The sequence below is a fragment of the Shewanella khirikhana genome, assembly GCF_003957745.1.
Lineage (GTDB): Bacteria > Pseudomonadota > Gammaproteobacteria > Enterobacterales > Shewanellaceae > Shewanella > Shewanella khirikhana.
Map to the genome: position 1 here is coordinate 1,952,338 of NZ_CP020373.1, position 24,775 is coordinate 1,977,112.

General features: G+C 53.9%; 24 protein-coding genes. 13 read left to right on the forward strand and 11 right to left on the reverse strand.

The window, feature by feature from the left end; genetic code table 11:
- Positions 1–136: 136 nt before the first annotated feature.
- Entirely contained in the window at positions 137–1,609 is a 1,473-nt protein-coding gene (locus tag STH12_RS08485) for a Ppx/GppA phosphatase family protein (RefSeq protein WP_164551290.1), read from the forward strand.
- Between the two features lie 350 nt (positions 1,610–1,959).
- Entirely contained in the window at positions 1,960–2,157 is a 198-nt protein-coding gene (locus tag STH12_RS08490) for a hypothetical protein (protein ID WP_126167148.1), read from the forward strand.
- A 95-nt stretch (positions 2,158–2,252) separates the two neighbouring features.
- On the opposite strand, the gene STH12_RS08495 is transcribed toward STH12_RS08490, so the two are convergent.
- A complete protein-coding gene (locus STH12_RS08495) occupies positions 2,253–4,013 on the reverse strand; it encodes a SulP family inorganic anion transporter (RefSeq protein WP_418856612.1) in 1,761 nt (586 codons plus the stop codon).
- 256 nt (positions 4,014–4,269) lie between these two features.
- Positions 4,270–4,875, reverse strand: a complete 606-nt coding sequence (locus STH12_RS08500; RefSeq protein ID WP_126167149.1) for a LysE family translocator — start codon at positions 4,873–4,875, stop codon at positions 4,270–4,272.
- Positions 4,876–4,973: 98 nt separating this feature from the next.
- Between STH12_RS08500 and STH12_RS08505 the strand changes: the two genes are divergently transcribed.
- The 5 genes from STH12_RS08505 (at position 4,974) to STH12_RS08525 (ending at position 11,176) form a co-directional block, all read left to right on the forward strand.
- A complete protein-coding gene (locus tag STH12_RS08505) occupies positions 4,974–6,317 on the forward strand; it encodes an aminotransferase-like domain-containing protein (protein ID WP_126167150.1) in 1,344 nt (447 codons plus the stop codon).
- A gap of 154 nt (positions 6,318–6,471) precedes the next feature.
- Positions 6,472–7,686, forward strand: coding sequence for a multidrug effflux MFS transporter (locus STH12_RS08510; RefSeq protein ID WP_126167151.1), 1,215 nt, complete (start codon positions 6,472–6,474; stop codon positions 7,684–7,686).
- Positions 7,687–8,073: 387 nt separating this feature from the next.
- Positions 8,074–9,795 (forward strand): acetolactate synthase 3 large subunit, encoded by a 1,722-nt coding sequence (locus tag STH12_RS08515; RefSeq protein ID WP_126167152.1) that lies wholly within the window; start codon positions 8,074–8,076, stop codon positions 9,793–9,795.
- Entirely contained in the window at positions 9,795–10,289 is a 495-nt protein-coding gene (gene ilvN / locus STH12_RS08520; RefSeq protein WP_126167153.1) for an acetolactate synthase small subunit, read from the forward strand. The genes STH12_RS08515 and ilvN overlap by 1 nt, the downstream gene beginning before the upstream one ends.
- 230 nt (positions 10,290–10,519) lie before the next feature.
- Entirely contained in the window at positions 10,520–11,176 is a 657-nt protein-coding gene (locus STH12_RS08525; protein ID WP_126167154.1) for a hypothetical protein, read from the forward strand.
- A gap of 178 nt (positions 11,177–11,354) precedes the next feature.
- Here the strand turns inward: STH12_RS08525 and STH12_RS08530 are convergent, their stop codons facing one another.
- The gene (locus tag STH12_RS08530) at positions 11,355–11,798 is read right to left on the reverse strand and encodes a MarR family winged helix-turn-helix transcriptional regulator (protein WP_126167155.1); all 444 of its coding nucleotides are present in this window, start codon (positions 11,796–11,798) and stop codon (positions 11,355–11,357) included.
- A gap of 148 nt (positions 11,799–11,946) precedes the next feature.
- On the opposite strand from STH12_RS08530, the gene STH12_RS08535 reads away from it, so the two are divergent.
- On the forward strand, positions 11,947–12,408 hold the full coding sequence (locus tag STH12_RS08535) for a hypothetical protein (protein ID WP_126167156.1): 462 nt from the start codon (positions 11,947–11,949) through the stop codon (positions 12,406–12,408).
- A 29-nt stretch (positions 12,409–12,437) separates the two neighbouring features.
- Positions 12,438–12,731: an antibiotic biosynthesis monooxygenase family protein gene (locus tag STH12_RS08540; protein WP_126167157.1), complete on the forward strand. Its 294-nt coding sequence runs from the start codon at positions 12,438–12,440 to the stop codon at positions 12,729–12,731.
- Positions 12,732–12,783: 52 nt separating this feature from the next.
- On the opposite strand, the gene STH12_RS08545 is transcribed toward STH12_RS08540, so the two are convergent.
- The 4 genes from STH12_RS08545 to STH12_RS08560 form a co-directional block, all read right to left on the reverse strand.
- A complete protein-coding gene (locus tag STH12_RS08545) occupies positions 12,784–13,227 on the reverse strand; it encodes an Hsp20 family protein (RefSeq protein WP_126167158.1) in 444 nt (147 codons plus the stop codon).
- Between the two features lie 219 nt (positions 13,228–13,446).
- Positions 13,447–15,162, reverse strand: a complete 1,716-nt coding sequence (gene ushA / locus STH12_RS08550; protein ID WP_126167159.1) for a bifunctional UDP-sugar hydrolase/5'-nucleotidase UshA — start codon at positions 15,160–15,162, stop codon at positions 13,447–13,449.
- 358 nt (positions 15,163–15,520) lie between these two features.
- Positions 15,521–16,201: an alpha/beta hydrolase gene (locus STH12_RS08555; RefSeq protein WP_126167160.1), complete on the reverse strand. Its 681-nt coding sequence runs from the start codon at positions 16,199–16,201 to the stop codon at positions 15,521–15,523.
- Between the two features lie 8 nt (positions 16,202–16,209).
- Positions 16,210–16,434: a DUF3389 family protein gene (locus tag STH12_RS08560; protein ID WP_164551169.1), complete on the reverse strand. Its 225-nt coding sequence runs from the start codon at positions 16,432–16,434 to the stop codon at positions 16,210–16,212.
- Positions 16,435–16,494: 60 nt separating this feature from the next.
- Between STH12_RS08560 and STH12_RS08565 the strand changes: the two genes are divergently transcribed.
- On the forward strand, positions 16,495–17,574 hold the full coding sequence (locus STH12_RS08565; RefSeq protein ID WP_164551170.1) for a phosphotransferase family protein: 1,080 nt from the start codon (positions 16,495–16,497) through the stop codon (positions 17,572–17,574).
- A gap of 296 nt (positions 17,575–17,870) precedes the next feature.
- A complete protein-coding gene (locus STH12_RS08570) occupies positions 17,871–19,751 on the forward strand; it encodes a M1 family metallopeptidase (RefSeq protein WP_237158858.1) in 1,881 nt (626 codons plus the stop codon).
- Between the two features lie 70 nt (positions 19,752–19,821).
- Here STH12_RS08570 and STH12_RS08575 read toward each other — a convergent pair whose 3' ends face one another.
- The 3 genes from STH12_RS08575 to STH12_RS08585 form a co-directional block, all read right to left on the reverse strand.
- Entirely contained in the window at positions 19,822–20,304 is a 483-nt protein-coding gene (locus tag STH12_RS08575; RefSeq protein ID WP_126167163.1) for an FKBP-type peptidyl-prolyl cis-trans isomerase, read from the reverse strand.
- A 64-nt stretch (positions 20,305–20,368) separates the two neighbouring features.
- Entirely contained in the window at positions 20,369–21,241 is an 873-nt protein-coding gene (locus STH12_RS08580) for a WYL domain-containing protein (RefSeq protein ID WP_126167164.1), read from the reverse strand.
- Positions 21,242–21,306: 65 nt separating this feature from the next.
- Positions 21,307–22,512, reverse strand: coding sequence for a lytic murein transglycosylase (locus tag STH12_RS08585; protein WP_126167165.1), 1,206 nt, complete (start codon positions 22,510–22,512; stop codon positions 21,307–21,309).
- Positions 22,513–22,728: 216 nt separating this feature from the next.
- Between STH12_RS08585 and STH12_RS08590 the strand changes: the two genes are divergently transcribed.
- Positions 22,729–23,088 (forward strand): DUF2750 domain-containing protein, encoded by a 360-nt coding sequence (locus STH12_RS08590; protein WP_126167166.1) that lies wholly within the window; start codon positions 22,729–22,731, stop codon positions 23,086–23,088.
- Positions 23,085–23,732 (forward strand): hypothetical protein, encoded by a 648-nt coding sequence (locus STH12_RS08595; RefSeq protein ID WP_237158804.1) that lies wholly within the window; start codon positions 23,085–23,087, stop codon positions 23,730–23,732. Before STH12_RS08590 ends, STH12_RS08595 begins: the two co-directional genes overlap by 4 nt.
- On the opposite strand, the gene STH12_RS08600 is transcribed toward STH12_RS08595, so the two are convergent.
- The gene (locus STH12_RS08600; protein WP_126167167.1) at positions 23,729–24,670 is read right to left on the reverse strand and encodes a chemotaxis protein CheV; all 942 of its coding nucleotides are present in this window, start codon (positions 24,668–24,670) and stop codon (positions 23,729–23,731) included. The genes STH12_RS08595 and STH12_RS08600 overlap by 4 nt on opposite strands.
- Positions 24,671–24,775: the final 105 nt, after the last annotated feature.

Consider the following 24,775-nt stretch of genomic DNA (forward strand, 5'->3'; position numbering starts at 1 on the left):
AGTGACCTAATGGACACTGACGCCGCGTGTGCCGAGTCTAAAACCCCGGACGCGGCTTCACTCGCGGCCGCAGGTTGAGTTAATCGGGAGAAAATATTTGTCAGCAAGCCTTCAGCGTCATTTTGTGGCCATCGACATGGGCTCCAACAGCTTTCATTTAATGATTGCCAGGGAGCAGGATGGCAGTTTGCAGATCCTGCACAAAGAAAAAGAACAGGTACGACTGGCCCAGGGCCTGAGCCCCGAGGGCTATCTGTCCGATGAGGCCATCGCCCGCGGACTCGAGTGTCTGCGCAACTTCAGTCTGCGCTTTTCGGATCTGTGTGAAACCCGGGTACGCCTGGTGGCAACCCACACGCTGAGGGTGGCACGAAACCGTGATAAATTCCTCAAAGCGGCGCTGACTGTACTGCCCTACCCGATTGAAGTGATTTCCGGCCATGAAGAGGCGCGTCTTATCTATTCTGGCATTGCCCAAAGTCAGGTGCTGGAAAAACACAATCTGGTCATCGACATCGGCGGCGGCTCCACCGAGGTCGTCATCGGCGAGAAAAATCAACCAGTTAAATTATCCAGTTTGCGCTGTGGCTGTGTGAGCTACAACGAGCGCTTCTTTGCCGACGGCAAACTCAGCTTAAGTGCCTTTCGCGCTGCGCAGGCCGCGGCCGACAAGCAGTTTTCCTCACTGTCGAAAGAGTATTTCGATGGCCGCTGGGACCTGGTACTCGGCAGCTCCGGCTCTGTGAAAGCCATCTGTGAGGCGCTGGCCGAAACCGTCGGCGAAGAGACGGTGACCCTGGCACGGCTCAAGGAGCTTAAGTTAAAGCTGGTGCAGGCCGGGCATGTGGATGCGCTGGAATTTGCCAATATCGACCGCAAGCGGATTATTTTGGTGCCTGCTGGCCTGGCAATCCTTATCAGCTTTTTCAAACGCCTCGAAATTGAAAAGCTCGAACCCACGCCCGCCGCCCTGCGTGAAGGCGTGCTGTATGAGCTTGCGCAAATCGACCAGTCTCAGGACATTCGCCACCGCACGGTAGAGAGCATTGCTCAGCTTTATCATGTGGATACCAAACATGGCGCCCGGGTACGCACCACCGCCATGACGCTGTTTGATGCCGTGGCCGATGCCTGGAATATCCGCCCCCATGCGCGTCTATTGGCCTACGCCGCCTCACTGCACGAAATCGGCATTCATATCAGCTCCCGCGCCCATCACAAGCATGGCAACTACATTATTGCCAACAGTGACTTGCCTGGTTTTTCCGAAGATCTGCAGCAAGACCTTGCGATGCTGATTGGCAATCAGCACAAAAAGCCCCAGTTCGACAATATCAACGCCCTGCCCGATGGCCGCCGCGAAATATTGGTCAAATTGCTGTGTTTACTGCGACTGGCGATTTTGGTGAACCTTGGCCGGGTTGCCCGCTCGCTGCGGTTAAGCTGCTCGCCCCTTGGAAATAACGAGCTTGCGCTAATCCCCGAGCAAAGCGCGCGGGTGGACATGTTGCTCAAAGACCTAAAGCGGGAAAAGAAACACATGGCTCAGCTTGGACTGCTGCTGCGGCTCGATAGCGAAATTATTCCCTCGGCACTGGACGACTTCTAACGTCTTTACAAGGCGCTGTTTTTAATGGATATATTCTTTTCCCTGCCGTAACTTGGGTAAAACAGCAAGACCCAAGTGAACAAATCGCATCGGCTTGGGTCAAACAAAAAGAGTGGCTCACAAATGTGGATTATTTTTGGGTCCTTTTTCAATTTACGGTGGCAACGAAAGCGTCATACCGTTAAACTTCTGCACGTTAGTACCAGTTTCTGTTCGGACTTTTAACCATAACAAGCGCATTACCGTTCAGGGTACAACAAGGATGATAAGGGTCTTTTTGGACCGTTATCCGAGGCATTGGGGAGAGCGCACGACGCGCAGCCTTTCTGGGAAAACCTTAAGGTTTGTATATGGAAATCACGATTTTATCGCTGCTTATCTTGCTTGTGGTGTTGCATTGCCTGTTTGGCTATAAGGCCATCAGCAACGATGCAAAAATAACACCCGCGCAAAAACTGCTGTGGTGTGTGTTGAGTTTGAGTCTGGGCCCGGCCGGATACTATTTTTATCAAGGCCTTATCCCCTGCGATATGCTGGGACGTGAATAAACCTGGGACGCAAAATTCGCGATTCAGATGCGCACACATGCACAAAAAGAAGCCCCGCCAATGCGGGGCTTTTTGATATCCAATTCACTCTGCCATCAGATCTGGCTGTGCTCCAGCACCAAATCCAAGTCCGGCGGCCGCTTCAGCACCGGCGCCTGACCGTCTGCCACCGCCTGCTTATAAGACTGACTCATCTTCAGTGCCAGATAGAGATCCGAGCGAATAAGCAGGCCACCATCCCCTGTAGGGATCCCCTGGGCATCACACCAGCTTATCAGCTGACGTTTTCGCCCTGCCAATATCAGCCGTATATGGCGCCGTTTAAAGAAATTAAACAGATCCGACAGCATTGCCATCACACTGATGTCAGGGTGAGTAAAACAAGGCACAGCATCGATAATCACCACATCCGGCGTTTCCGGCTCGGCAGCGATTTTCTCTATCAGCCGGCGCTTGAAATAGCTGGCGTTAAAGTAGGTCAGCGGCGAGTTGAAACGGTAAATAAACACGCCGGGTACCGGGGTTGCTTTATCTGAGCCGTCCAGGCTTCGCAGTGTCCCTTTGGAATCCAGCCCCAAACACTGATCGCTTGGGCGCATTACCACCTGCAAAAACTGAAACAATCCCAGCAGCACCGCCAGGGTGATCCCGGGAATGACTCCAATCAAGAGCACAGCCACAAAGGTGGTGGCCGCCAGCAAAAACGCCCGGTTGTCCCGTTTTCTAAGCTTCCAGAGGGTTTTAAGATCAATCAGCGACCAGGACGCCACCACCAGCACCACGCCAAGGGCGGCCTGAGGGATAAACGACAGCGGCGCAGTAAAAAACCAGGCAACAATTCCAATCACCAGCGCGGCGATTACCGACACCAACTGACTCTTGCCGCCACTGGCATCATTCACAGCCGTGCGCGAATCGGCGCCACTTACCGCAAAGCCCTGAGAGAAAGCAGACGCAATATTGGCAAGCCCCAAGGCACGGAATTCTTTATCGGGGTCAATATCATAGCCATTTTTGGCCGCAAAGCTTCGGGCCGTCAGCATCATGCTCACAAAGCTCACCATGGCTAAGTTCAGCGCTGGCATCACCAGTTCACGGGCAAGCCCGATATCGAATGCAGGCAACTGAAATGTCGGCATATTGCTACTTAAATCCCCCACCAGCGCCACATCGAAGCGCTCAAGCCCTCCGGCCCAGGCCACCAAAGTACAGGCAACAATCACCACCATGGCCGCTGGCCAGTTGGGTTTAATCCGTTTTACCAGCAAAAACACCAACACGGCACTGAGACTCATGGCAAGCGTTGCCCAGTGAATTTGACTGAAATAGCCAGGTGCAGCAGCAAGGCGGTCAAGCAGATAACGCTCGTCAAAACTGAAGCCCAAAATTTTGGATGCCTGACCGACGATAATGGTAATGGCCACCCCGTTGAGCAGCCCCATCAGAATGGGTTTGGACAAAAAGTCAGCCAGGATCCCAAGCTTGAAGCGGCTGGCCAGTAGGCACCAAAAACCGGTCATGGCGGTCATGGTCATCACCAGCTGCCAGTGCTTGATGCTGTCTCCAGCAGCAAGTGGGGTCACCACGGCGGCAATCACGGCACAGGTAGCCGCATCCGGGCCAACAATCAGCTGCCTGGAGGTGCCAAAAAGCGCGTACACCAGCATAGGCAAGATACAGGAATACAGACCCACCAGGGCATTCACGCCCGTGAGCTGGGCATAGGCAATCGCCACCGGCAAAGCCACGGCACTGACCGACAAGGCAGCCCTGACGTCATCCTTTAACCAGTCTTTTTGATAATCTTTGATTGATGCCAGTCCCGGCATCAGGGACAACACACGCGACATGCCCACTCCTTGCAAACGCTGTCAATTCCCTGCCTTATCCTTGAATTAGCGTAATTTGTCTATCCCCGCCAGCAAAAATAGTCCAATGAATGACAGATTTGTGTCAGCTTTTCGGGTGCAATGGGCTGAAGCGGATGCAAAGTTGCTGTCTCTTGGGAGGCCACACTTGGAGAGGCCACAAAAGCGGCCATCTCCGGGACCAGGCTCATGAGCATGAGTGAGGTAACTCTTAGCTTACCTTAGCACCATTAGCGAGCCACTATCACAAAACGACCATCGGCAGTGTCGCCAAAAGGCATATCGCCATGGCCAGGTTAAAGCCGCGTCTGCGTCCGGCGGTATTGAGAAAACGGCCAATCGCCTGCCCGAGGAACACCCAGGTGAATGAAGCGGGCAATCCCACCAGATTGAATACCAGCACCATCATCAGGGCGCTATACCAGTAACCATCGCCCGCGAGGGTAAAAGCACTGCAAAGCGTCATTACCGCAAGCCAGCTTTTGGGGTTAATCCACTGAAAAACCGCGGCTTCTATCACTCCCATAGGTTCGGTGCGCCCGCCGTTTTTGTCCCCGGTCGGCGCAGTGGCAATTTTGTAGGCAAGCCACAGCAGGTACGCCAGCGCAACCAACTTAAGGCTTTGATGCAGCATCGGAAACTCTTCAAACAAAGTGCCAAGCCCCAACAATACCGCCACGTGCAATGAGGTAGTGCCGAGCCGAATACCCACCACATGGCGCAAGGTGCGCCGCACCCCAAAATTGGCCCCGGACTGGGCCAACAGCACATTGTTGGGGCCGGGAGTCATGGTCATGGTGGCGCAGAACAATGCCGCTGAAACTAGTAGAGTGGTCAGGGTAGGATCCATAAACAACCTCAAAATTGTATTGATACATTATACACTGGAAATCACTGAATTATTTCCATACTATATCGAGACAAAATGAGATCAATGGGAATATTGTCATGCGTACAATTTGGGTGCCTTCGCTGGAAAAGTTCAGCGGCAGCAAATACGAAAAGCTCGCCAGTGCCATCGGCGAAGCAATCGATGAAGGTATTCTGGCCCCCGGCAGTAAGCTGCCTCCCCAGCGGCGACTGGCCGATGCACTGGGCATCACCTTAGGTACTGTCACCCGCGCCTATACCCTGGCTATCCACCGTGGCTGGGTAGAGGCCCGTGTTGGTGACGGCACCTATGTGCGTCAGCTCAGCCACGTGCAGCAAGGCCCACTTGATCTGGCCACCTGCCAACAAGCCATTACCGATCAGGCCACTGTGCTTGGCGAAGTGCTGTATCGCCTTGGCCGCGACCCGCATCGGCTGGCCAGCCTGCTTGATTATCACGCCGCCCCTTTGGATGCGCAGCACAGCACAGTTTTCGATTACCTCAAAAACATGGGGATAGACGACTTTGGTGGCAAACTGGTATTCACCCAGGGGGCGCAGCAGGCGCTCTATGCCGCACTGGCCAGTTGCTGTGAACCGGGCGACTGGGTGCTGCACGAAGCCTGGTGTTATCCAGGTCTGAATAAGGCCGCCGCCGAGCTTAAACTCAATCTGGCCGGGGTGGCGTTAACCGATAATGGCCTCGATTTAGCAGCCCTTGAGGAAGCAATACTGCGCCACAGCCCCAAGGCCATGTATCTCACCCCCAACAGCCAAAACCCTGGCTGCATCGGCTACAGCGAGAGCCAAAGGCACCAGGTACTGGCCCTTGCCCGCCGTCATGGGATCACTATCATCGAAGACGATGTGAATTACTGCACCGCGGATGAGTGGCAACTGCCATTGTGGCAATTGGCGGGAGATGCTTACTCAGTGGTGTACATCAGCAGCTTGTCGAAACGCTTTGCCGGCGGCATTCGTTTTGGTTTTATGCTCACACCGCCAAGACTGCTTGGCCGCATCAATCAAGTTATTCACGCCCAGTGCTGGATGGTGTCACCGCTACTGATTGAGCTTGGCTGCGATCTTATCCGCGCCGGCGGCGTGCACCAGCACCGCGACAGCTGGATAACCGGCCTGCAGCAACGCTTTCTCGCCATGGCAAATGACCTGGGGCTGGAGGCAAAAAGCCGTGGACTCAATGGGTTGCTGATGTTGCCCGAGGGCTACCGTGCCAGTCACCTTATCGGCGCCCTGGCAAGCCAGGGGATCCTTGGCCGCAGTCTGTCGGATTTTGGCGGCCCGGCCAATGGGGTGCGCTTAAGCCTTGGGCGCATCCCAAGGGGTCAGGAAGATGAGGTATTTGCCCGGATCCATGCCACCCTGGCGGAGCTTTTTTCCCACGCCAATGCGGTGGTGTGAGCAGCAGCAACAATTGTTTGCAATTGACGCCGAAAGGCGACTGGCAGGCATTGTCGCCCTGCCCTAAGATGACAAGTTCGGCCGTGGGTGGGGACCCCGGCCAAATCACCCAAGATACGCCTGATTTTTCGACATTCATCCACGAGAGGTAACAGTGGGAGCTCAGTCACAGCCCGAAACCACCCAATCAAGTGCAAGCCCGCAGCCCGGCAGAACCTGGCTTATCCCGCTGCTTGCATCCATAGTCGCCATCACGCCGCTGGCGATTGATATGTACCTGCCTGCCATGTCGGCCATTGCCGACAGCCTCAACTCCGACATCACCCGGCTGCAGCAAAGCCTCAGCGTTTATCTTGCCGGTTACGCCTGCGGCCTGCTGCTGTTTGGGCCGCTGGCGGACAAATATGGCCGCCGCCCATTGGTATTGCTGGGACTAAGTGGCTTTGGTATTTGCAGTCTATTGCTGGCCCATGCCACGACACCTGAAAGCTTTTTCGTGCTGCGGTTTATCCAGGCGATGATTGGCTCTGCCGCCACTGTGGTGGTGCCTGGCTATGTCAAAATTCTATATGGCGACAACACCGCCAAGGGCATGTCCTATGTCAGCCTGATCATGATGCTGGCACCGCTGATTGCGCCCAGTATCGGCAGTTTTATTTTGAAGATAAGCCATTGGCAGATGGTGTTTTATGTTCTCGCTGTGTACGCCTTTGCTGCGCTGGTGTTGGTCTTTTTTGGCCTGAAAATCCCAGAGCCCGGCAAAACGAGTGAGCAAAAGCCCGGGTTTATCCAGGCATACAAAACCGTGCTGTCGCGACCCGGGGTAAAGGGCTTTATTGCCAGCGGTGTGCTCACCTCGTTTGCATTTTTCTGTTATCTCACAGCATCGGCCTTCGTGTTTATGGAAGTGTTCGCTCTGGATAGCCACCATTTTGCCATGGTGTTTGCAGCCAATGTGGGCGCGCTGATGTTGGCCAACGTGGTCAACTCGCGGATTGTCGGCCGTTATGGGTCCCTTAGGCTTCTCAGGGCTTCCAGCGTACTGGGGGTCATATTTGCGCTGCTACTGGTTGGCGCCAATGCGCTTGAGCTGGAATTGATGGCTACCATGGTTACCCTGATGCCGCTGATGGCCTGTCTTGGGGTTATGTCGGTCAATGCCGATGCCATTGTGTTGCTTAAGTTTCAGCAGGAAACCGGCACAGTGACGGCGGTTATCGGCACCCTGAGGTTTGGTATTGGCGCCGCAGCAGGCCCACTGCTTGCGCTGCTCTATACCGGCACGGCTTTGCCATTTTCCGTCCTGATGCTGCTCGCCGTGGTGGTTGCTCTTTGGTGCCAACATCTGAGCCGCCGCACTCAGGATTAAGGATTCTGCAAAAAGCGCTCGATTCGCCCGGCGCGGCCGCGCCGGGCACAAATCTTAAACTTCTTGTTTTATTCCAATGAATTAGATTTTAAACCTGCATAAAGTCCGCTATCTCAATTGCTGAAGTTCCGACCATGAATGTTGAATTTTCTTTAAGTTCGTTGTTTTTTTTGAAATATGGCTTGAAATTGAGCAAGCTTTTTTGAAAGATGAAGGCCTGTCCACGAGTGACAGTTGCCACGCCGATCTGGTTCGGTGTTTGGCTTCTTACCCGAAGCTTTGGCAATTGTGCGAGTTCTTGGTACCCCAAGGGCTTGGTTTTAGAGCGATTACCGTCGCTGTAACAATTTACTGTTTACCGTAACGGTATTTTTTGAGGATGCACGAATGGAAAAGCTTTCCGGCGCCAGCATGATCGTCCGATCTCTTATCGATGAAGGCGTAAAGCACATTTTCGGTTACCCAGGCGGTTCCGTCCTGGACATCTACGATGCCCTGCATGAAAGTTCCAACATAGAACATATTCTGGTTCGTCACGAGCAAGCCGCCGTACACATGGCCGATGGCTATGCCCGCGCCACCGGTGAGGTGGGCGTGGTACTGGTGACCTCGGGCCCCGGCGCCACCAATGCCATTACCGGCATTGCCACCGCCTACATGGACTCGGTGCCGCTGGTTGTACTCTCGGGCCAGGTACCCTCCAGCCTGATTGGCAACGATGCTTTTCAGGAATGCGACATGATTGGTATTTCCCGCCCCATTGTAAAACACTCCTTTTTGGTGACAGATCCGCGGGATATCCCCAGCACCATCAAAAAGGCCTTTTACATTGCCGCCACCGGTCGCCCAGGCCCCGTGGTAGTGGATTTGCCAAAAGACACCCTGAATCCAGCGCTGAAGTTTGACTACGAGTATCCGACCGAAGTCAAAATGCGCTCGTATAACCCAACGGTATCAGGCCACAAGGGCCAAATTCGCCGTGGCCTGCAAACCCTGCTGGCAGCCAAGAAGCCGGTGCTCTACGTGGGTGGCGGCGCCATTATCTCCGCCTGTCAGCAGCAAATTCTGGCGCTGTCTGAGCGGCTCAATATTCCAGTGGTCAGCACCCTGATGGGCCTTGGTGCCTTTCCGGGTACCCACCCGAATCATATCGGCATGCTGGGGATGCACGGCACTTACGAAGCCAACATGACCATGCACGACAGCGACCTGATTTTCGGCATTGGGGTTCGCTTCGACGATCGCACCACCAACAATGTGCAGAAATACTGCCCCAACGCCACTGTGCTGCATATCGACATTGACCCATCATCCATTTCCAAAACCGTGCAGGCGCACATTCCCATTGTGGGCAGCGCTGACAAGGTGCTGGATGAAATGCTGGCGCTGCTCGATGATGGTCAGCAAGGCGCTATGGATGAAGCCGCCATCGACTGTTGGTGGAAAGACATCAACAGCTGGCGCGCCCGCAAGTGCCTGTCTTACGAGACAGGCAGCGAGAAAATCAAGCCACAGCAAGTGATTGAAACCCTGTATCGTCTCACCCGGGGTGATGCCTATGTGGCGTCGGATGTGGGTCAGCACCAGATGTTTGCCGCCCTCTACTACCCCTTCGACAAGCCCCGCCGCTGGATTAACTCCGGGGGGCTTGGCACCATGGGCTTTGGTCTGCCTGCCGCCATGGGCGTGAAAATGGCCATGCCCGATGAAACCGTGGTGTGTGTGACCGGCGATGGCTCCATTCAAATGAATATTCAAGAGCTGTCCACCGCCATGCAATACGATGTGCCGGTGAAAATTATCAACCTTAACAACCGCTTCCTGGGTATGGTTAAACAGTGGCAGGACATGATTTACTCTGGCCGCCATTCCCATTCCTACATGGATTCGGTGCCCGATTTTGCCAAAATCGCCGAGGCCTATGGCCACGTGGGTATCACTATCACCTGCCCGGAAGAGCTGGAAAGTAAGCTTGCCGAAGCGCTGTCGCTCACCGACAGACTGGTGTTTGTGGATATCAACGTCGATGAGACCGAACACGTGTACCCGATGCAAATCCGCGGGGGCGCGATGAACGAAATGTGGCTGAGCAAAACGGAGAGAAGCTGATGCGCCGAATCATATCTGTACTTTTGGAAAACCAACCCGGCGCCCTCTCCCGTGTAGTGGGCCTGTTCTCCCAACGTGGTTACAATATCGAGTGCCTGACCGTGGCGCCAACCGACGATGCCACCCTTTCGCGGATGAACATTACCGTGGCCGCCGATGAAATGGTGCTTGAGCAAATCGAGAAACAGCTGCACAAGCTGATTGACGTGCTCAAGGTTTCGAACATCACCGAATCGGCCCATATTGAGCGCGAGCTGGCTTTGGTGAAGGTGCGCGCTCAGGGCGAAGTGCGCGAGGAAATCAAACGCAGCGCCGATATCTTCCGCGGCCAGATAGTGGATGTGACCGCCAGCCACTACACCATTCAGTTGGCAGGCACCAGCGACAAGCTTGATGCCTTTATCAATGCCCTGGCGGAAGTGACCAAGGTGGTGGAAGTCTCCCGCTCCGGCGTGGTTGGCCTCTCCCGCGGCGAAAAGTCCATGCGCGCCTGATTTGTGCTCTCCATAAAAAAAGCCGGTCAATCCGGCTTTTTTTATGGGCAAATGTCCGACTTTCAACCGATTCTACAATGCAAATCAGTTCAATATGCTAACCAAACCCTGATTGCAGTATTTTTAACCACAAACCAATAGAAGAGCAGTAAAAATAATCAGGTTTTACGGGGATAAGTGTTTTTTCATCCTGGCAAAGCCGCCCGGCGGTATAACACAAGGAGAGTCCCATGAAATACCTGCACGTCAAACAGGAAGACGGTTACACAGTTACCCTGGTCGCTTCCATCCCCACCGAGGACATTCTGGTCAGGTCCAAAGTGGATTATGTGCCCCAATACGTCACCGATGTGTTTGGTAAAACCAAGCGGGTGACCAAGGACATTACCTTTGTAAAACTCTTGAATCTGCTTCGAAAAGAGTTTCCCAAACATCAACTTATCAGCATGGGCACACCGGTGAATTTCGATGTGGCCCCCACCCATCTGAGCCGGGTTGAGATGCACTTTAAAGAAGAAAGCCAGGTACGTGCCTGCCTTAAGGAGATAGCGGTCTCCGATTTACTTATCCGCTCCCGGGTGCAACCGGCATGGACCTGGGAGTCACCTATGCAGCATGGTCTGAGCGTCGTGCTGCACGTAGCCTGGTACGATACCGTGTACTTCCTGCAATTTAAGGATATTTTCCTTGGCGATTTGCACTGTCGCTACTCGGCCAAGTTTGGCTTCGACCCGAAAGACGCCAAAATCACCCACTTCCGCTACAACGACACTGGCGATCTGGAAGAATTCAAGACGTTGAATAAGTTCGAAAAACACGCCGACAGTATCAAAGACAAGGTCGAGTTCTTACGGATATTCCGTGACGGCTCAGTCGAAAACACCTGAGAGAATGGATGCAAGGCGCCGGAGCCTGCCGGTGTCTTGCATCCCAGCATTACCTTAAACCCCGCCGCTGTCAGCAATGCAGCATCGAGTGACGGCAAAGAAGCATTGCGCTACCCCATGAAAACGCACGGCAGTGCAAGCGGACTCGCCCAAAGATGAAGATCAGGCGTTAGCCAAGTCAGGGCTGGAATTTACTGCTAAGTGCCCGAAGCTGTGCCAGCGTCACCTGCAGCGATGCGAGCTTTTCTGTGCGGGCGCAGTCTTCAGCCCAGGGAACCTGCTTTTGCTGCAGCGCCTGCAGCACCTCGAGCCCTTGGGGCGTAAGGCTAAGTAACTTGGATTTTTTGTGTGCTGGATTATCTACAAATTCAAGTACACCAATGGCTTGTAATTCATTTGCCAGCCGCTGTACCCCCTGGCGACTTTGGCCCATGGAGTTAGCGACCTGAGAGACTGTCATCGGCGTGTTTTCCCGCGCCAGTGCCCCAAGCACCTTCCAGCGGGCACTGCTCATGTCCTGATCTTTGCCAAGCCTGTCGCCTTCGCTGGCCAATAATCCCGCCAATTTGAACACTTCCAGCACAATATAGGTAAATAACTGCCCTTCTGCTGATGGCTGCATGGCCTTCCCCCATTAAAACACGACAACATGCTGTCATTTGTTGACAGATACAAATCAATATGACAACATGCTGTCATTAATTGACAACTTGTTGTCGTATTCTATCCCATAACCGGCACTGCGTCAGCAGCACCAACGGAGGTTTTCATTGAAAAAGTTACTGCATATGTTTGGCGCGATTATAGCAACCCTTTGTATTGCCACTTTCTTTTCAAGCTCCTTACTGACGGAGCTGTTTGGCAGCCCGGCACAGGTGGCCACAGTGAAAAGCCTGATTGTGTTTCCCGGTCTGTGGCTGCTGATCCCGGCCATGATTGCCACAGGTGCCAGCGGCTCAGCCATGGGGCGCGCTGGAAAGCTGGTTCAACAAAAGCAAAAGCGCATGAAAATTGTTGCCGCCAATGGCCTGCTTATCCTGCTGCCCTGCGCCTTGGTGCTGAACTCTTTGGCCGCAGCAGGTGAATTTACGCTGACGTTTTATCTGCTGCAGGCGCTGGAGCTGCTCAGTGGTGCAGGCAATCTTGTCCTGATGGGACTGAATATTCGCGATGGCCTGAAGTTGAGTGGCCGTGGCAAAAAACGCCAGCCTTCAACGCTGACAGGTAAATAACTCACCCGCTCATCGACTGAGGAGTCACTATGTCTGAAGTTACCCTGATCAATCCCTTTACGGTTCCCGCCGGGAAACTTGCCGACAGTATCGCCTACTGGGAACGGCATCGCGATTTTATGGCGACCCAGCCCGGGTATCTGTCTACCCAGTTGCATCAATCCCTCAAATCAGATGCCACCTTTGAGCTTATCAATGTGGCTAAATGGGCATCACCAGAGGCCTTTTACCAGGCCGCGCAGAAGATGCGTGCCGCCCTTGGCCCTTGTGAGGTCGAAGGTCTGCATGGCGATCCGGCGCTATACCGGGTTATCCGCACCTGAAACGCAAAACGCCGGTCATAGACCGGCGTTTTTTATAGCGCTGAAGCTGTGGTTATTCAACGTTTTCCAGCACAGGACGGGCGCCAATTTCAATTTTGCGTGGCTTTAAGGCTTCAGGGATTTCCCGAACCAAATCAATGTTCAATAAGCCATTTTCAAGATAGGCACCGGTGACAGTCACATAGTCGGCCAGTTGGAAAGTACGCTCGAAGCCGCGCTCGGCAATGCCCTGATAAAGATACTTGCGCTCTGCGCTCTTGTCTTGCTTGTTACCTTTCACCACCAGCTTGTCGCCTTCGCTGCTGATCTCAAGCTCGTCCATGGCAAACCCTGCCACGGCCATGGTGATCCGATAACGGTTTTCGCCTAAAAGCTCGATATTGTATGGCGGGTAGCCGGCATTACCATTGTTGGCGGCGGCATGTTCGGCCAGTTGCGCCAGGCGGTCAAAACCAATGGCACTGCGGTAAAGGGGAGTCAAATCATAGTTACGCATCGCTATATCCTCATCTAAAGCAATATAAAAGTGTTGGCCGACCGTTGTCGCACCAGAGTTGTGGGCCTGTTTGGCGCCAGAAACGGCATCCCCGAAGGCAATGCCCGAGCCCGATTTATCGCGGCTCACTATCCTATATAGGGGCGGCTTTTTGGCTTTCAACCCCTGAAAAACAAAAAGGCCGGAAATCCGGCCTTTTTGGGTTCACAGTATCAAAGATTACTGAGCAGTCACTTCACAACCCAGTGGGCTGTCAGAGTTGGTGTAAACGATGTCACCAACTGGGTTGTAATCGGCAGCCTTAATGGTGCCCTTGGTCTTGAAGAAGTCGTACAGTACGTCGGCATCTACATAACCAGTTTGCACCGGGGCCAGCACTGGGTAGCCATCACCGCCAGCGGCGTTGAAGCTGGGTACAGTGAAGGTGTAACTGGCGTCGGCCGCAAAGCCTTTGCCGTTTACATCGCTGATATCAACGGTTTTGGCAGTACAGTCAACGGTCATTTTCACGCCGGTGATTTGAGCGTATGCACCTGAACCACGCTGCATGGTCGCTACTGCGCTCAGGTATTCAGCCAGCTCAGTACCAGTCATGGTGCTCAGGGTAACCATGTTGCCGAAAGGCTGAACGGTCAGCACGTCGCGGTAAGAGATGTCACCGGCATCGATAGAAGCACGCACGCCGCCAGAGTTCATCACACCCACATCGGCATTCACTTTCACGGCCTGCGCCATGGCAATCAGACGACCCAGGTTGGTCTGCTCGTTACGAACGAAAGTACGATCACCTTCCAGACGACCGTCAGTTGATGCAATCACTTCATCCAGAGAGGCCTGGCCTTTGTCCTGGTAGTATTGCAGCAGATCTTTCAGCTCGGCATCCGGCTCGATGGCATCGGCAACCAGTACCTTGGTCTTATTACCGGCTTCATCAGTTACTGATTTCTTCAGGTTAACCGGGATGAGCTTGTAAGAAGCCAGGTGCAGTTCGCCGTTGAAGTATTCAAAGTCGGCACGGCCAACATACTTGCCCCACTCGTGGGCCTGCATGATCCAGGTACCGTTTTGCTGATCAGGTGTACACTCGTCACCAGGCTGGAAGTCGGCGTAGTTGTTGGTGCCAGGCTCCATACATACTGGGTTTTGAGAGTGACCACCGATAACCAGCTGCAGATCGCCTTTGTTCAGGCTGCGGGCCATGGCCACGTCACCAGGGGCGTTGCTGCCGTTTTGTGCGTCAGCATAGTGACCCATGTGCGTTACGGCGAAAACCAGATCGGCCTTGTTGCCGTCTTTGATTTCCTTGATAACTTTGGCCACTTCTTCTTTTGGATCGGTAAAGGTCAGCTCGCTGATAAATTCAGGGTTACCAATCTTGGCAGTATCTTCTGTGGTCAGACCCACGACGGCGATACGCACACCGTTGACTTCAAACACCTTGTAAGCGTCGAAGTAGCGAGTGCCATCAGCCTTATAGATGTTGGCAGACAGGAATGGGAAGTCGGCCAGCTGGCGCTGCATGTCCAGCACGCTCAGAGGGTTGTCGAACTCATGGTTACCTACCGCCATGGCATCGTAACCAATTTTGGTCATACCGATGAAGTCAGGTACCGCATCCTGCAGATCAGACTCAGGCACACCTGTGTTGATGTCACCACCGGACAGCAGCAGCACTTCGCCGCCATTGCCTTCCACTTCGCCGCGGATCTGGTCGATCAGCGTCTTACGGGCAGCCATGCCGTACTCGCCGTCTTTGTTTTCCCAGAAACGACCGTGGTTATCGTTGGTATGCAGCACAGTAAAGGTCTTACAGGCATCACCGGCTTCAGCGCACGTTGTTGGTACAACCGGCTCTTTTGGATCGGCATCCATACAGCCAGTGAGAGCTGCCAAAACCGCTGTGGCCAGCATTCCTTTGATCAGTTTATGTGACATATTATCAACCCCATGATTTTATTAATTTTTAACCATCATCAATTGCAGACTTGGCTATCTTGCCATTGGTCGCGCACCATAATAGCAATTTTGACGCCCAATTGTGGCAGAAATATGAATTTTCGTGAGCTAAATGTAGGTTTTGACAGCATTTTTACCAAGCATTTGTTTACCTCACAGAACAAGCTCAATGCCGATTTTCTGATGAATGACGTACGCTAACACCTACGACTGAGTAAACATTCTGTTAAAGTCCCAAAAACAGGGGTTTTCATATCCGAAGTAAACGGCTTGCACTGTTCCAAATAAAAAACGCACCCGAGGTGCGTTTTTAAAAGGCAAAATGAACAATTGATGATTAGTTGACCAATTTTTCTAACAACCAGCGGCGAATGTCAGCAAGCTGAGCTGGCAACACGCTGTGGCCCATGGAATAGGTCTGCCAGTTAACCTGATAGCCAGCGGTAACCAGGGCGTCTTTGGCCATTTGACCTGCAAACAAGGGCACCACCTCATCCTGCTCGCCATGATGCTGTAATATGGCTGTCATGCGATTGGCCTCACTGGCATCCTGTGGCAGCTGCTCACCACCGGGCAAATAACAGGACAATGCCATAATCCCGGCCAATGGCCTGTCAAATCGTAAGCCGGTGAAAAGGCTCATCACCCCGCCCTGACTGAAACCTGCCAGCACAATGCGCTCACTCGGCACTCCGGCCGCTATCTGCGCCTCAATCAGCCCACGCACCTGCTGCTCAGACTCAAGCACCCCGGCCATGTCGGCCCGATCGTGCAAATCCATGCTCTTGATGTCGTACCAGGCACGCATAATGTAGCCACCATTGATGGTCACCGGCTGCTCGGGGGCGTGGGGGAACACAAAACGAATGGCCGCATCATCGGGCAAACCAAGGGCAGGCACCACAGGGGCAAAACCGGCACCCGAATCCCCCAGACCGTGGAGCCAAATCACCGCATAGCGGGCACCAACCTTGGGCTCGACGACAATGGCGTCCAGTGGCTGTTTTTGATTAGTCATTGATATTATTATTCCTTTGGTAATCCATAAAAGTCGCGGATCAGCGCAAGCTGCTCATCAGTATCCAGCGGTAATGTCCAGCTGACGGCGCCCGCATCGGCTATCAGCAACCTGGGCGAGTCAAGCAGCCTGATATCCTCACACAGGGCCCTGAACTGGACGCCGCCTTCAAGCTTGCAAAGCAGCTCCATCGGGGTAAGGATAAGTTTTCCATTAACAAGTTGCAGTACCATGGCGGCGTGCTCCGTGGGCATGCTTGGTCAATACAAGGGGGCAAATTGTATCAGGAAGGTTTGCATAAATCAGGACACATAACAGAGAAATCGCCGGACGGGACCGATGCCACGCCTATAGCCCTGTCTCGTGCCCTGCAGGCGCACTCAGATGCAGCAACAGGCTTGCCCCTTGAGCGTCTGGCGGACTGGCTGGAAGACTGGCTGGAAGTCTGGATAGTGTCGAAAACAGGCGTTGAAATCACCACCCTGACCATTAATGACACTGGCTGGAGCAACCTTGTTATCGACATTAACCATCGCTGGATACTGCGATTACCAAAGCAGCTGATTGCCCCTGAAAAAGGACTGCCTGCGCCTCGCTTCGCATTGGAGCAGGCGATAATCACCGCGCTTTGCCATCAGGGGCTACCCGCATCACTCATGCCTGCCCTTATCTTAAGTTCTGCGTCAACGGCAAACACCGCTAAATCCCCCGCCACAAAGGTGCTGCCAGAGGTGATGCTATACCCCAAAATCGATGGCGCTCACACTGCCATAGACAGCTTAATCCGCGAAGCACAAAAGCTACTGGCTCAGCAGCTTGCCCGGTTTCTGGCATCCTTGCACCAGCTGCCCCGAGCCCCAGAGCTTGTTGGGCTTGGACTTAATGCGTATCCCTATGGCGATGATGATTTTTTAGCGGATATTCTGCCAGCTGCTGCCGCGCACCTAAGCCGCGACGGCCAGCAAAACGCCCTGGCTTATTTCGAGAATGCCGTGAACAGGTTTGAGCATAATCCCCTGCCCAAGCCGCGCATTTGCCACGGCGACTTTGGCCCGGGGAATATCTTGATTGGCCCAGATGGCAGCCTTGGCGGCGTGCTGGATTTTTCCGATGTCTGCCTTGGCGATCCGGCCATGGATTTGGCACCTTTGTGGCGACGTACTTCTTCAGACTTTTTTGCATCGCTGCTGGCACAGTATCAAACCGAGCTTGGTGACACCCATTGGCAGGCGCTGCATCCTGCAAGCCTGATGGAGCGGATACAATTTCAAGCACTGAGAAAAGCATCCTTCGTCATCTGGTATGCCGAGCGCTATGGCTTCGAAGACGGCATACAAAACAGCCTTGGCTACCTGAAACACCATTTTGAATGAGTGCCAAACTGCGCGGTGAAGCCGCGGGTTGAAAAAGCGTATTGGATAAGCGCAAGGGCTCAACGCTTTGATGTAAGCGAAGACCTGCATCCTTTAATCTGCTGGCATAGGCAGGATCTGCGCTTGGGTAGGCATGGTTCATACATTGTGTATAATGCATGCAAAACTACAATAACCTCACATTCTACGCCATGTCTGCCCTAAATCTGCCCAAAGCTAACCCCGTTGCCGGGAAGCCACGCTTTTCTGCTGTGTTCTCCACAGGATTTTCAGCGCTGCTGTTTACTCTGACGTTAATGAGTACGCCGCATGCTATCGCAGCAGCTTCTATTCCAACGGCTTCTATTCCAACGGCTTCTATCCCAGTAGCTTCTGTACCAGCCCAAACGCCTGCGCAGTTGCCCCAGCAACAGCTAGATGCCCTTACCTTCGCTAATTATCAGCAAGTGAGACTGGAGCATATTGAGCTTGAGTTAACGCTGGATTTCAATCTTCATCAAATTGTCGGCGAAGCGCTGCTGAGCCTCAATTGGCAGCAGCGCACAGGTAAACTCATTCTGGATAGCCGCGGCCTTGATATCGATAGTGTCTGGGCCGTGACGCCCTCGGGGAATACGCCGCTTAGTTTTAGCATGGGTCCGGTCCATCCGGTCATGGGCGAAGCCATTATTATCGAAACAGCCACAGCGCCGCAGCAGATTGGTATCCGTTATCGCAGCAGTACCGAGGCTTCGGGGCTTCAGTGGCTCAGCGCCGGGCAAACTCAGGGCAAGCAGGCGCCCTTTATGTTCAGCCAGAACCAGGCTATTCATGCCAGAAGCTGGCTGCCGCTGCAGGACACCCCGGCGGTACGCACCACCTTCAATGCCACCATTCATGCCCCCAAAGGCATACAGGTGCTAATGGGCGCGCAGCGCACGCCCATCAATGAAACCACCACCCGCTTTGAAATGCCCCAGGCCATTCCCGCCTACCTGTTTGCCATTGCCGCAGGCAAGCTCGACTATAAAGCCTTTGATGATAGAAGCGGGGTTTGGGCCGAGCCGGACATGCTGGATGCCGCCTGGCAGGAATTTGCCGAAACGCCACACATGATTGAGATTGCCGAGCGCCGCTTCGGCCCCTACCGCTGGCAACGCTACGACCTGCTGGTGCTGCCGCCAAGTTTTCCGTTCGGCGGTATGGAAAATCCCAGATTGTCCTTTATCACTCCAACTGTGATTGCCGGCGATAAGAGTCTTGTCAGCCTGATTGCCCACGAACTGGCTCACTCCTGGTCGGGAAATCTTGCCACCAACGCCAGCTGGGATGATTTATGGCTCAATGAAGGTTTTACCACCTACGTGGAAAACCGCATCATGGAAGATCTCTACGGCAAAGCCCGGGCGCAGATGGAACTTGCCATTGCCGATGATGAACTGAGAGCCGAGCTGCCGACACTGGATGCCAGTGACACGGCACTGAAACTAGACCTTGGCCAGCGCGATCCGGACGATGCCTTCTCCAGCGTCGCCTATGTTAAAGGGCAGCAGTTTCTAAGGGCGCTGGAACATACACTCGGCCGCGACGCCTTCGATCAGTTCCTCACCGGCTACTTTGACCATTTCGCCTTTAAGAGTGTCGATACCCAGAGTTTTATCGATTATCTGCTTGGTGCCTTCCCCGGCGAAAAGGCGCGGCTTGAGCCACTGCTAACCAGCTGGATTTTCGGTCATGGCCTGCCCGAGTCCGTACCGGCCATCGACCGCTCGGCCTTTGTAGCCATTGATAACAGCGTTGATGCCATCAGTCGCAGCCAGGCCCACATCAATGGCATGCAAACCCGCGATTGGAGCACCCATCACTGGCTGCACTTTTTACATCAGTTGCAACTAAGGCCTGATGCATCCGATAACGACAGACTCAAGGCGCTGGATAGCCGCTTTAAGCTAAGCCAAAGCCGCAACAGCGAAATCGCCTTTGCCTGGTACTCACTGGCACTGGCGCGCCACTACTACCAAATTAAACCCGAGCTTGGTCAGTATCTTGAGCGCATTGGCCGTCGCCGCTTGGTGGTGCCCCTCTACGAGCAACTGGCCGCGAGCGAGGAGCGTCCCTGGGCCGAAGCCGTGTTCAGGCGCGCCAAAGCGGGATATCACCCCATGACCACCCAAAGTGTCGAGCGGCTGTTTCACTGAACGTCATCGCCAAATCCAACCCATAAAAAAGCCCGGCATTGCCGGGCTTTTTGTTGCATCGATTCAAAAATCAGTGCTGATGGCCGCCTACGCCGTGGGCGTGGCCATGGGCGATTTCTTCAGCGGTGGCTTCACGGGCAGCAACGATGTCGATATCGAAGGTCAGCTCGCGGCCAGCCAGTGGGTGGTTGATGTCAACGGTGATCATAAACTTACCCACCTTAACCACAGTCACCTGACGCTGACCCTGATCGGTGTTCACAATGGCGCGCATGCCAGGCTTCCACACCTTGGCACCCATCAGGTGCTTGGCTGGAACGCGCTGCTCGGCGTTTTCGATACGCTCGCCATAGGTTTCGCTGGCAGGCAGAGTCACGCTGAATTTGTCACCTACATTCTTGCCTTCGATGGCTTTTTCCACGCCGGGCATCATGTTGTGATGGCCGTGCAGGTAGGCAACCGGATCATGGCCTTCGTTGGTTTCCAGTACTTCGCCCTTTTCATCACGCAGGGTGTAGTTGAACTGCACCACCAGATCGTCTTTGATTTCCATGAATTGTCCTGTTCATTAATTAAAACCGCTGGAGCTTAACAAAGAAGCGCCCCGCCCTCCAGCCTTATCGGCTCTGGGCGCCCGGGACTATGGTGCGATGCTCAATCACATCCAGCACTTCGAGGTTTTTAAGTGCCAACTGGCACACCCCGGAGCTGATTTGATGGCGACTGCTGCAATCCACGCTCCACTGCCGCAGCAAATAACCGGCAAGCGCCGCGCGGCAATGCAGCTCAAGCACGCCTTCCTGCATACCGTAATCAAGCTCAATGGCTTCGGGGAATTTAAGCGAAGGATGGGGGATCAGCAGCAGGCACACCTGGCGCTGCCAGAAACCATCGGCGCCGCTTCTTTCATGCTCGAGCACCGGTTCACCAAAGCCGCCGATGGTCTTTATCCGGTTGATAACGAAGTCGGTAAACTGGCCATTGTGGCGATCAAATGCCCGCACATGCCAGCGCTGGCCATTATTCACCAGCGCATGGGGAACGATTTCGCGGCTGGTTTCGCCGGAGGATGTCGACACGTAACGTATCTTCAATGAGGCACTGGCCTGGATCGCCCGCATCACTCCCGCCACAATTTCAGGTTCGGGATGAATAAGCGCCACCGCATCAAAACAAACTTCGCTTGGCTTCTTTGGATGCGACAAACCATCACCAAAGCCCTGTGCCAGACCGTGGAGAATCGATTCGGGATCGTGGGGAAACAGCGCCTTAAAACCCGGCTGACGATGGTAGCGCTTGGTCTGATGGATAAGCTGCATATTGTCCGGCGCCAATTCCCGGTACAGGGCAAAGTCGCGGGTGGCGGCCGCCAGGCCGGTGGCGAAGCGGCTAATCAGATCCTGACGGCTGATTTCACCAAAATACTGCAGACTGAAATCGATAAAGGCCAGTCGTTGGCGCTGGCCATGGCTGAGTTCATCCAATGGCATGGGGCATTCCCTGTGGTTGATGCAGTTAATGCCCCAAACTTACGTGGCCTTTGCCGATGATGCAATCATTTTGAGCTGATTAACGCCACATCGATTCCTAAAGCCCTGAGGGTGGCATCGTCGGCAAAGCCATCGGGAACAAGCTGATTTTTAGACTGAAAATCTCGGATTGCTGTGCGGGTCTTGCCACCAATCACCCCATCGGCTGTACCTATGTCATAACCAAGCTCAATCAGTTTGGTTTGCATGGTTTTGATGCCATCCCGGGTGCGTCTTGGCTGGATAGGCGCAGGCACATTCAAAGGTGATGCGCCCATTATCCGATCGGCCAGATGCCCCACCGCCAGCGCATAAAACTCTGAGCGATTCCAGCGCTGGATAACTTCAAAGTTGCTGTAGCCAAGGAAAGCAGGCCCGGTGTGACCCGCAGGAACGTAGAGCGCCGCCTGCATCTCGAGGGCTGGCACCAAAGCGCCATTGGCCTGTTTGAAGCCAAGCTCGCGCCAGACACTGAGTGGCTGCTTGTGGCTTCTGCCAAGGTGGGCAAAATTATAGTGTTTTGGCAACATCACTTCACGGCCCCAGCGCTCGTTGCGCTGCCAGCCCAAGTGCATCAGGAAGTTGGCCGCCGAGGTCAGGGCATCGTCTGTGCTGTTCCACAGATCCACCTTGCCATTGCCATCACCATCGACGGCATATTCAAGGAAAGTGGTTGGCATAAACTGGGTGTGACCCATGGCACCGGCCCAGGAGCCTACCATGATATTGGCACTCAAATCGTATTTGTCAGCCAGCCGCAGAGCCTGCAAAAGCTCGGTGGTAAAGTAAGTGCTGCGGCGCGCATCGCAGGCGAGAGTCGCCAGCGAATCCAGCACAGGCATTTTGCCTTTATAGCCACCAAAGTTGGTTTCAAGCCCCCAGAATGCCAGCAAATACTGTGGTGGCACCCCGTATTCCTGCTTCAGTTTCGCCAGCAGTTTGCCATGGGTTTTTAGCAGCTTGCGGCCTTCTTCAATGCGCCGGTCGGTGACCCGCTTATTAAAGTAATCGGCAAAAGTTTGGGTAAATTCGGGCTGGCTGCGGTCGAGCTCAACCACCCGTTCTATGGGTTTGATGGCATCGAGATAATTGACGCGTGCAGGGCTGATCCCCGCTTCCTGCGCCTGTTGTTTCAGGTTGGCAATACAGCTCTCAAATGGCAGGGATTCGGCGCCAGCAGAAAACTGCGCCAGTAAACTCAATGATGAGGCCAGGATGAATGGATACTTCAAAGCTTCAACTCCTCCGTGTGACCTGGGTCGGGCCGGGTGGCTAAAAAAAGGGACACAGGCGAACCCTCATCCTGCATGATGGCGTCCGCTATGGCAATTGTCGGAGCAAAAAACTCCTGCGAATACGCCATTTCATCATCAATCCGGCGTAAAACTCCTTGGGTTTGTCGTGGCATGCCTTATAATCAATGCATTAACAAACAAAGAGATCCCGCTATGACTGAAATGCAAGGCGCGCTGAAAAGCTTCATCGACAATGTCAAAGAGTCCCAAATGCTGTGGGGGCTTATGGATGCTGAAGGCGAAGGCTGGGTGGTATGTGACTCCAGCGAGTACGAAGAAACCGACGTCATGCCGCTGTGGTCAAGCGAGGCCAAGGCCAGCGAGCATTGCACCGACGAATGGTCAACCTACAAGGCTACCGCCATTCCACTGGTTGAATTCCTCGAGTACTGGGTTGAAGACCTGAATCACGATGGCGTGTTGGTTGGCGTAGACTGGCAGGCCAACGAAGAGTGTCTGGAGTGCGACCCAATCGATCTGGCTCAGTCACTGGCGGAGATTGAAGCTGAGTGAGTCAGGCGTTGCCCCTGGCAGAGGTGCCCTTCGATAAAAGGCATCTCTGCTGGTTTTGTGAAGAGCCCGCTGATGGGCTCTTTGCTTTTATCAGCCCTCGGGAGCGTGAAACGCCCTCCTGCGCCCTGCCCGCCTGTAAAGAATGTCGCCAACTCGCCAAAGGCCGAGAACTCGACTCGCTGGCAGAATATCGCCAATGGGTAAAAGACGGGCTGCTGAAAAAATACGCCAGGCATCTCGCCATCGGCGTGAATTGGACCAAAGAAGAGCTGGAAGACTCAGGCTTCGATTGCAAAATTCTGGGCGGTTTTAAAAAAAGCGCCTGGTTTATGTATGAAGTGGCAAGAGACAGGGTGAATGCCCGCGGCTGGCCGGTGTCAGTCAATGGTGTGCCGCTGGACGACACATCAATGGCGCTGGCTTTTGAGCACGATGGATTGCAGTTCCCAAGCCTGGGTACAGCTGCTGCCCATTACAGCCGGGTCCAGGGGCTGGATGAAGCCTTTTTATGTGCATTGGTTAAATTGCTCGGGCGCAACCGTTTTGGTTACGCACTGCGGTTGGCCGGGTTGTATCGGGGCGCGGATAACAAGCAAAAACAGCAGTTTTTGCAAGAGCTTAAACAAGATGAGGGGGCGTATTAGGCAAGCACCTGCCGCAGTCGCTCCTGCACCACTTCGACCAAGCGGTCTGGCTGAAACTTGGAAATAAACTTGTTGCAGCCCACCTTTTCCACCATGGCGTTGTTGAAGCTGCCACTCAGTGACGTATTGAGAGTAATGTACAAATCTTTCATACGGTTATCGCTTCGCACTTCATGGGTAAGCTTATAACCGTCCATCTCCGGCATCTCGGCATCTGTGATCATCATCAGCAGCTCTTTGGACACATCAATGCCCTCGTCCGCCCAGGACTTAAGCAATTGCAGCGCCTGCAAGCCATCACAAACTTCAATGATTTCCAGCCCAAGCTGGCCAAGGGTTTCTTTTACCTGCCGCCGGGCTGTGGAAGAGTCGTCCACCACCAACAGCTTACGTCCGGGCATTTCTGGTAACAGAGATTCATCGAGCACCCCTTCAGAGAGGCGCACATCGTAGTGAATGATTTCCGCCAGCACCTTTTCCACGTCGATGATGGAAACCAGTTGGGTCACTCCCTGATATTCCAGTCGGGTAATGGCAGTGAGGTAATTGTTGCGGCCCGCGGTTTTGGGCGGCGGCATGATGTCGCTCCAGGTCATATTGACGATGTGCTCCACCTTGCCCACCAAAAAGCCCTGCACCGAGCGGTTGTATTCGGTGATGATAAGGTTGGCTTCGCCGTCCGCAGGCAGGGGCGAAAACCCAATGGCCTGGCGTAGATTAATCACAGGAATAGACAAACCACGAATATTGGCCACGCCACTGATGCTGGGGTGGGCACCCGGCATAGAGCTTAAGTGAGGCAGCTTCACCACCTCTTTGACCTTGAACACATTGATTGCAAACAGCTGCGTCGAATTTATCCGAAACAGCAACAACTCCAGCCGGTTTTCCCCTACCAACTGAGTGCGCTGATCAACGGTTTCAAGAATTTTGGCCATAAAAACAGGTCTCTTCACGATGGGCGCAAACCGAAATTGTCACACCGAGTCTGCGCAAAGAAAGTGCCAACGCCCTAAATTATAGGCCTTTAATACCACAGCAAC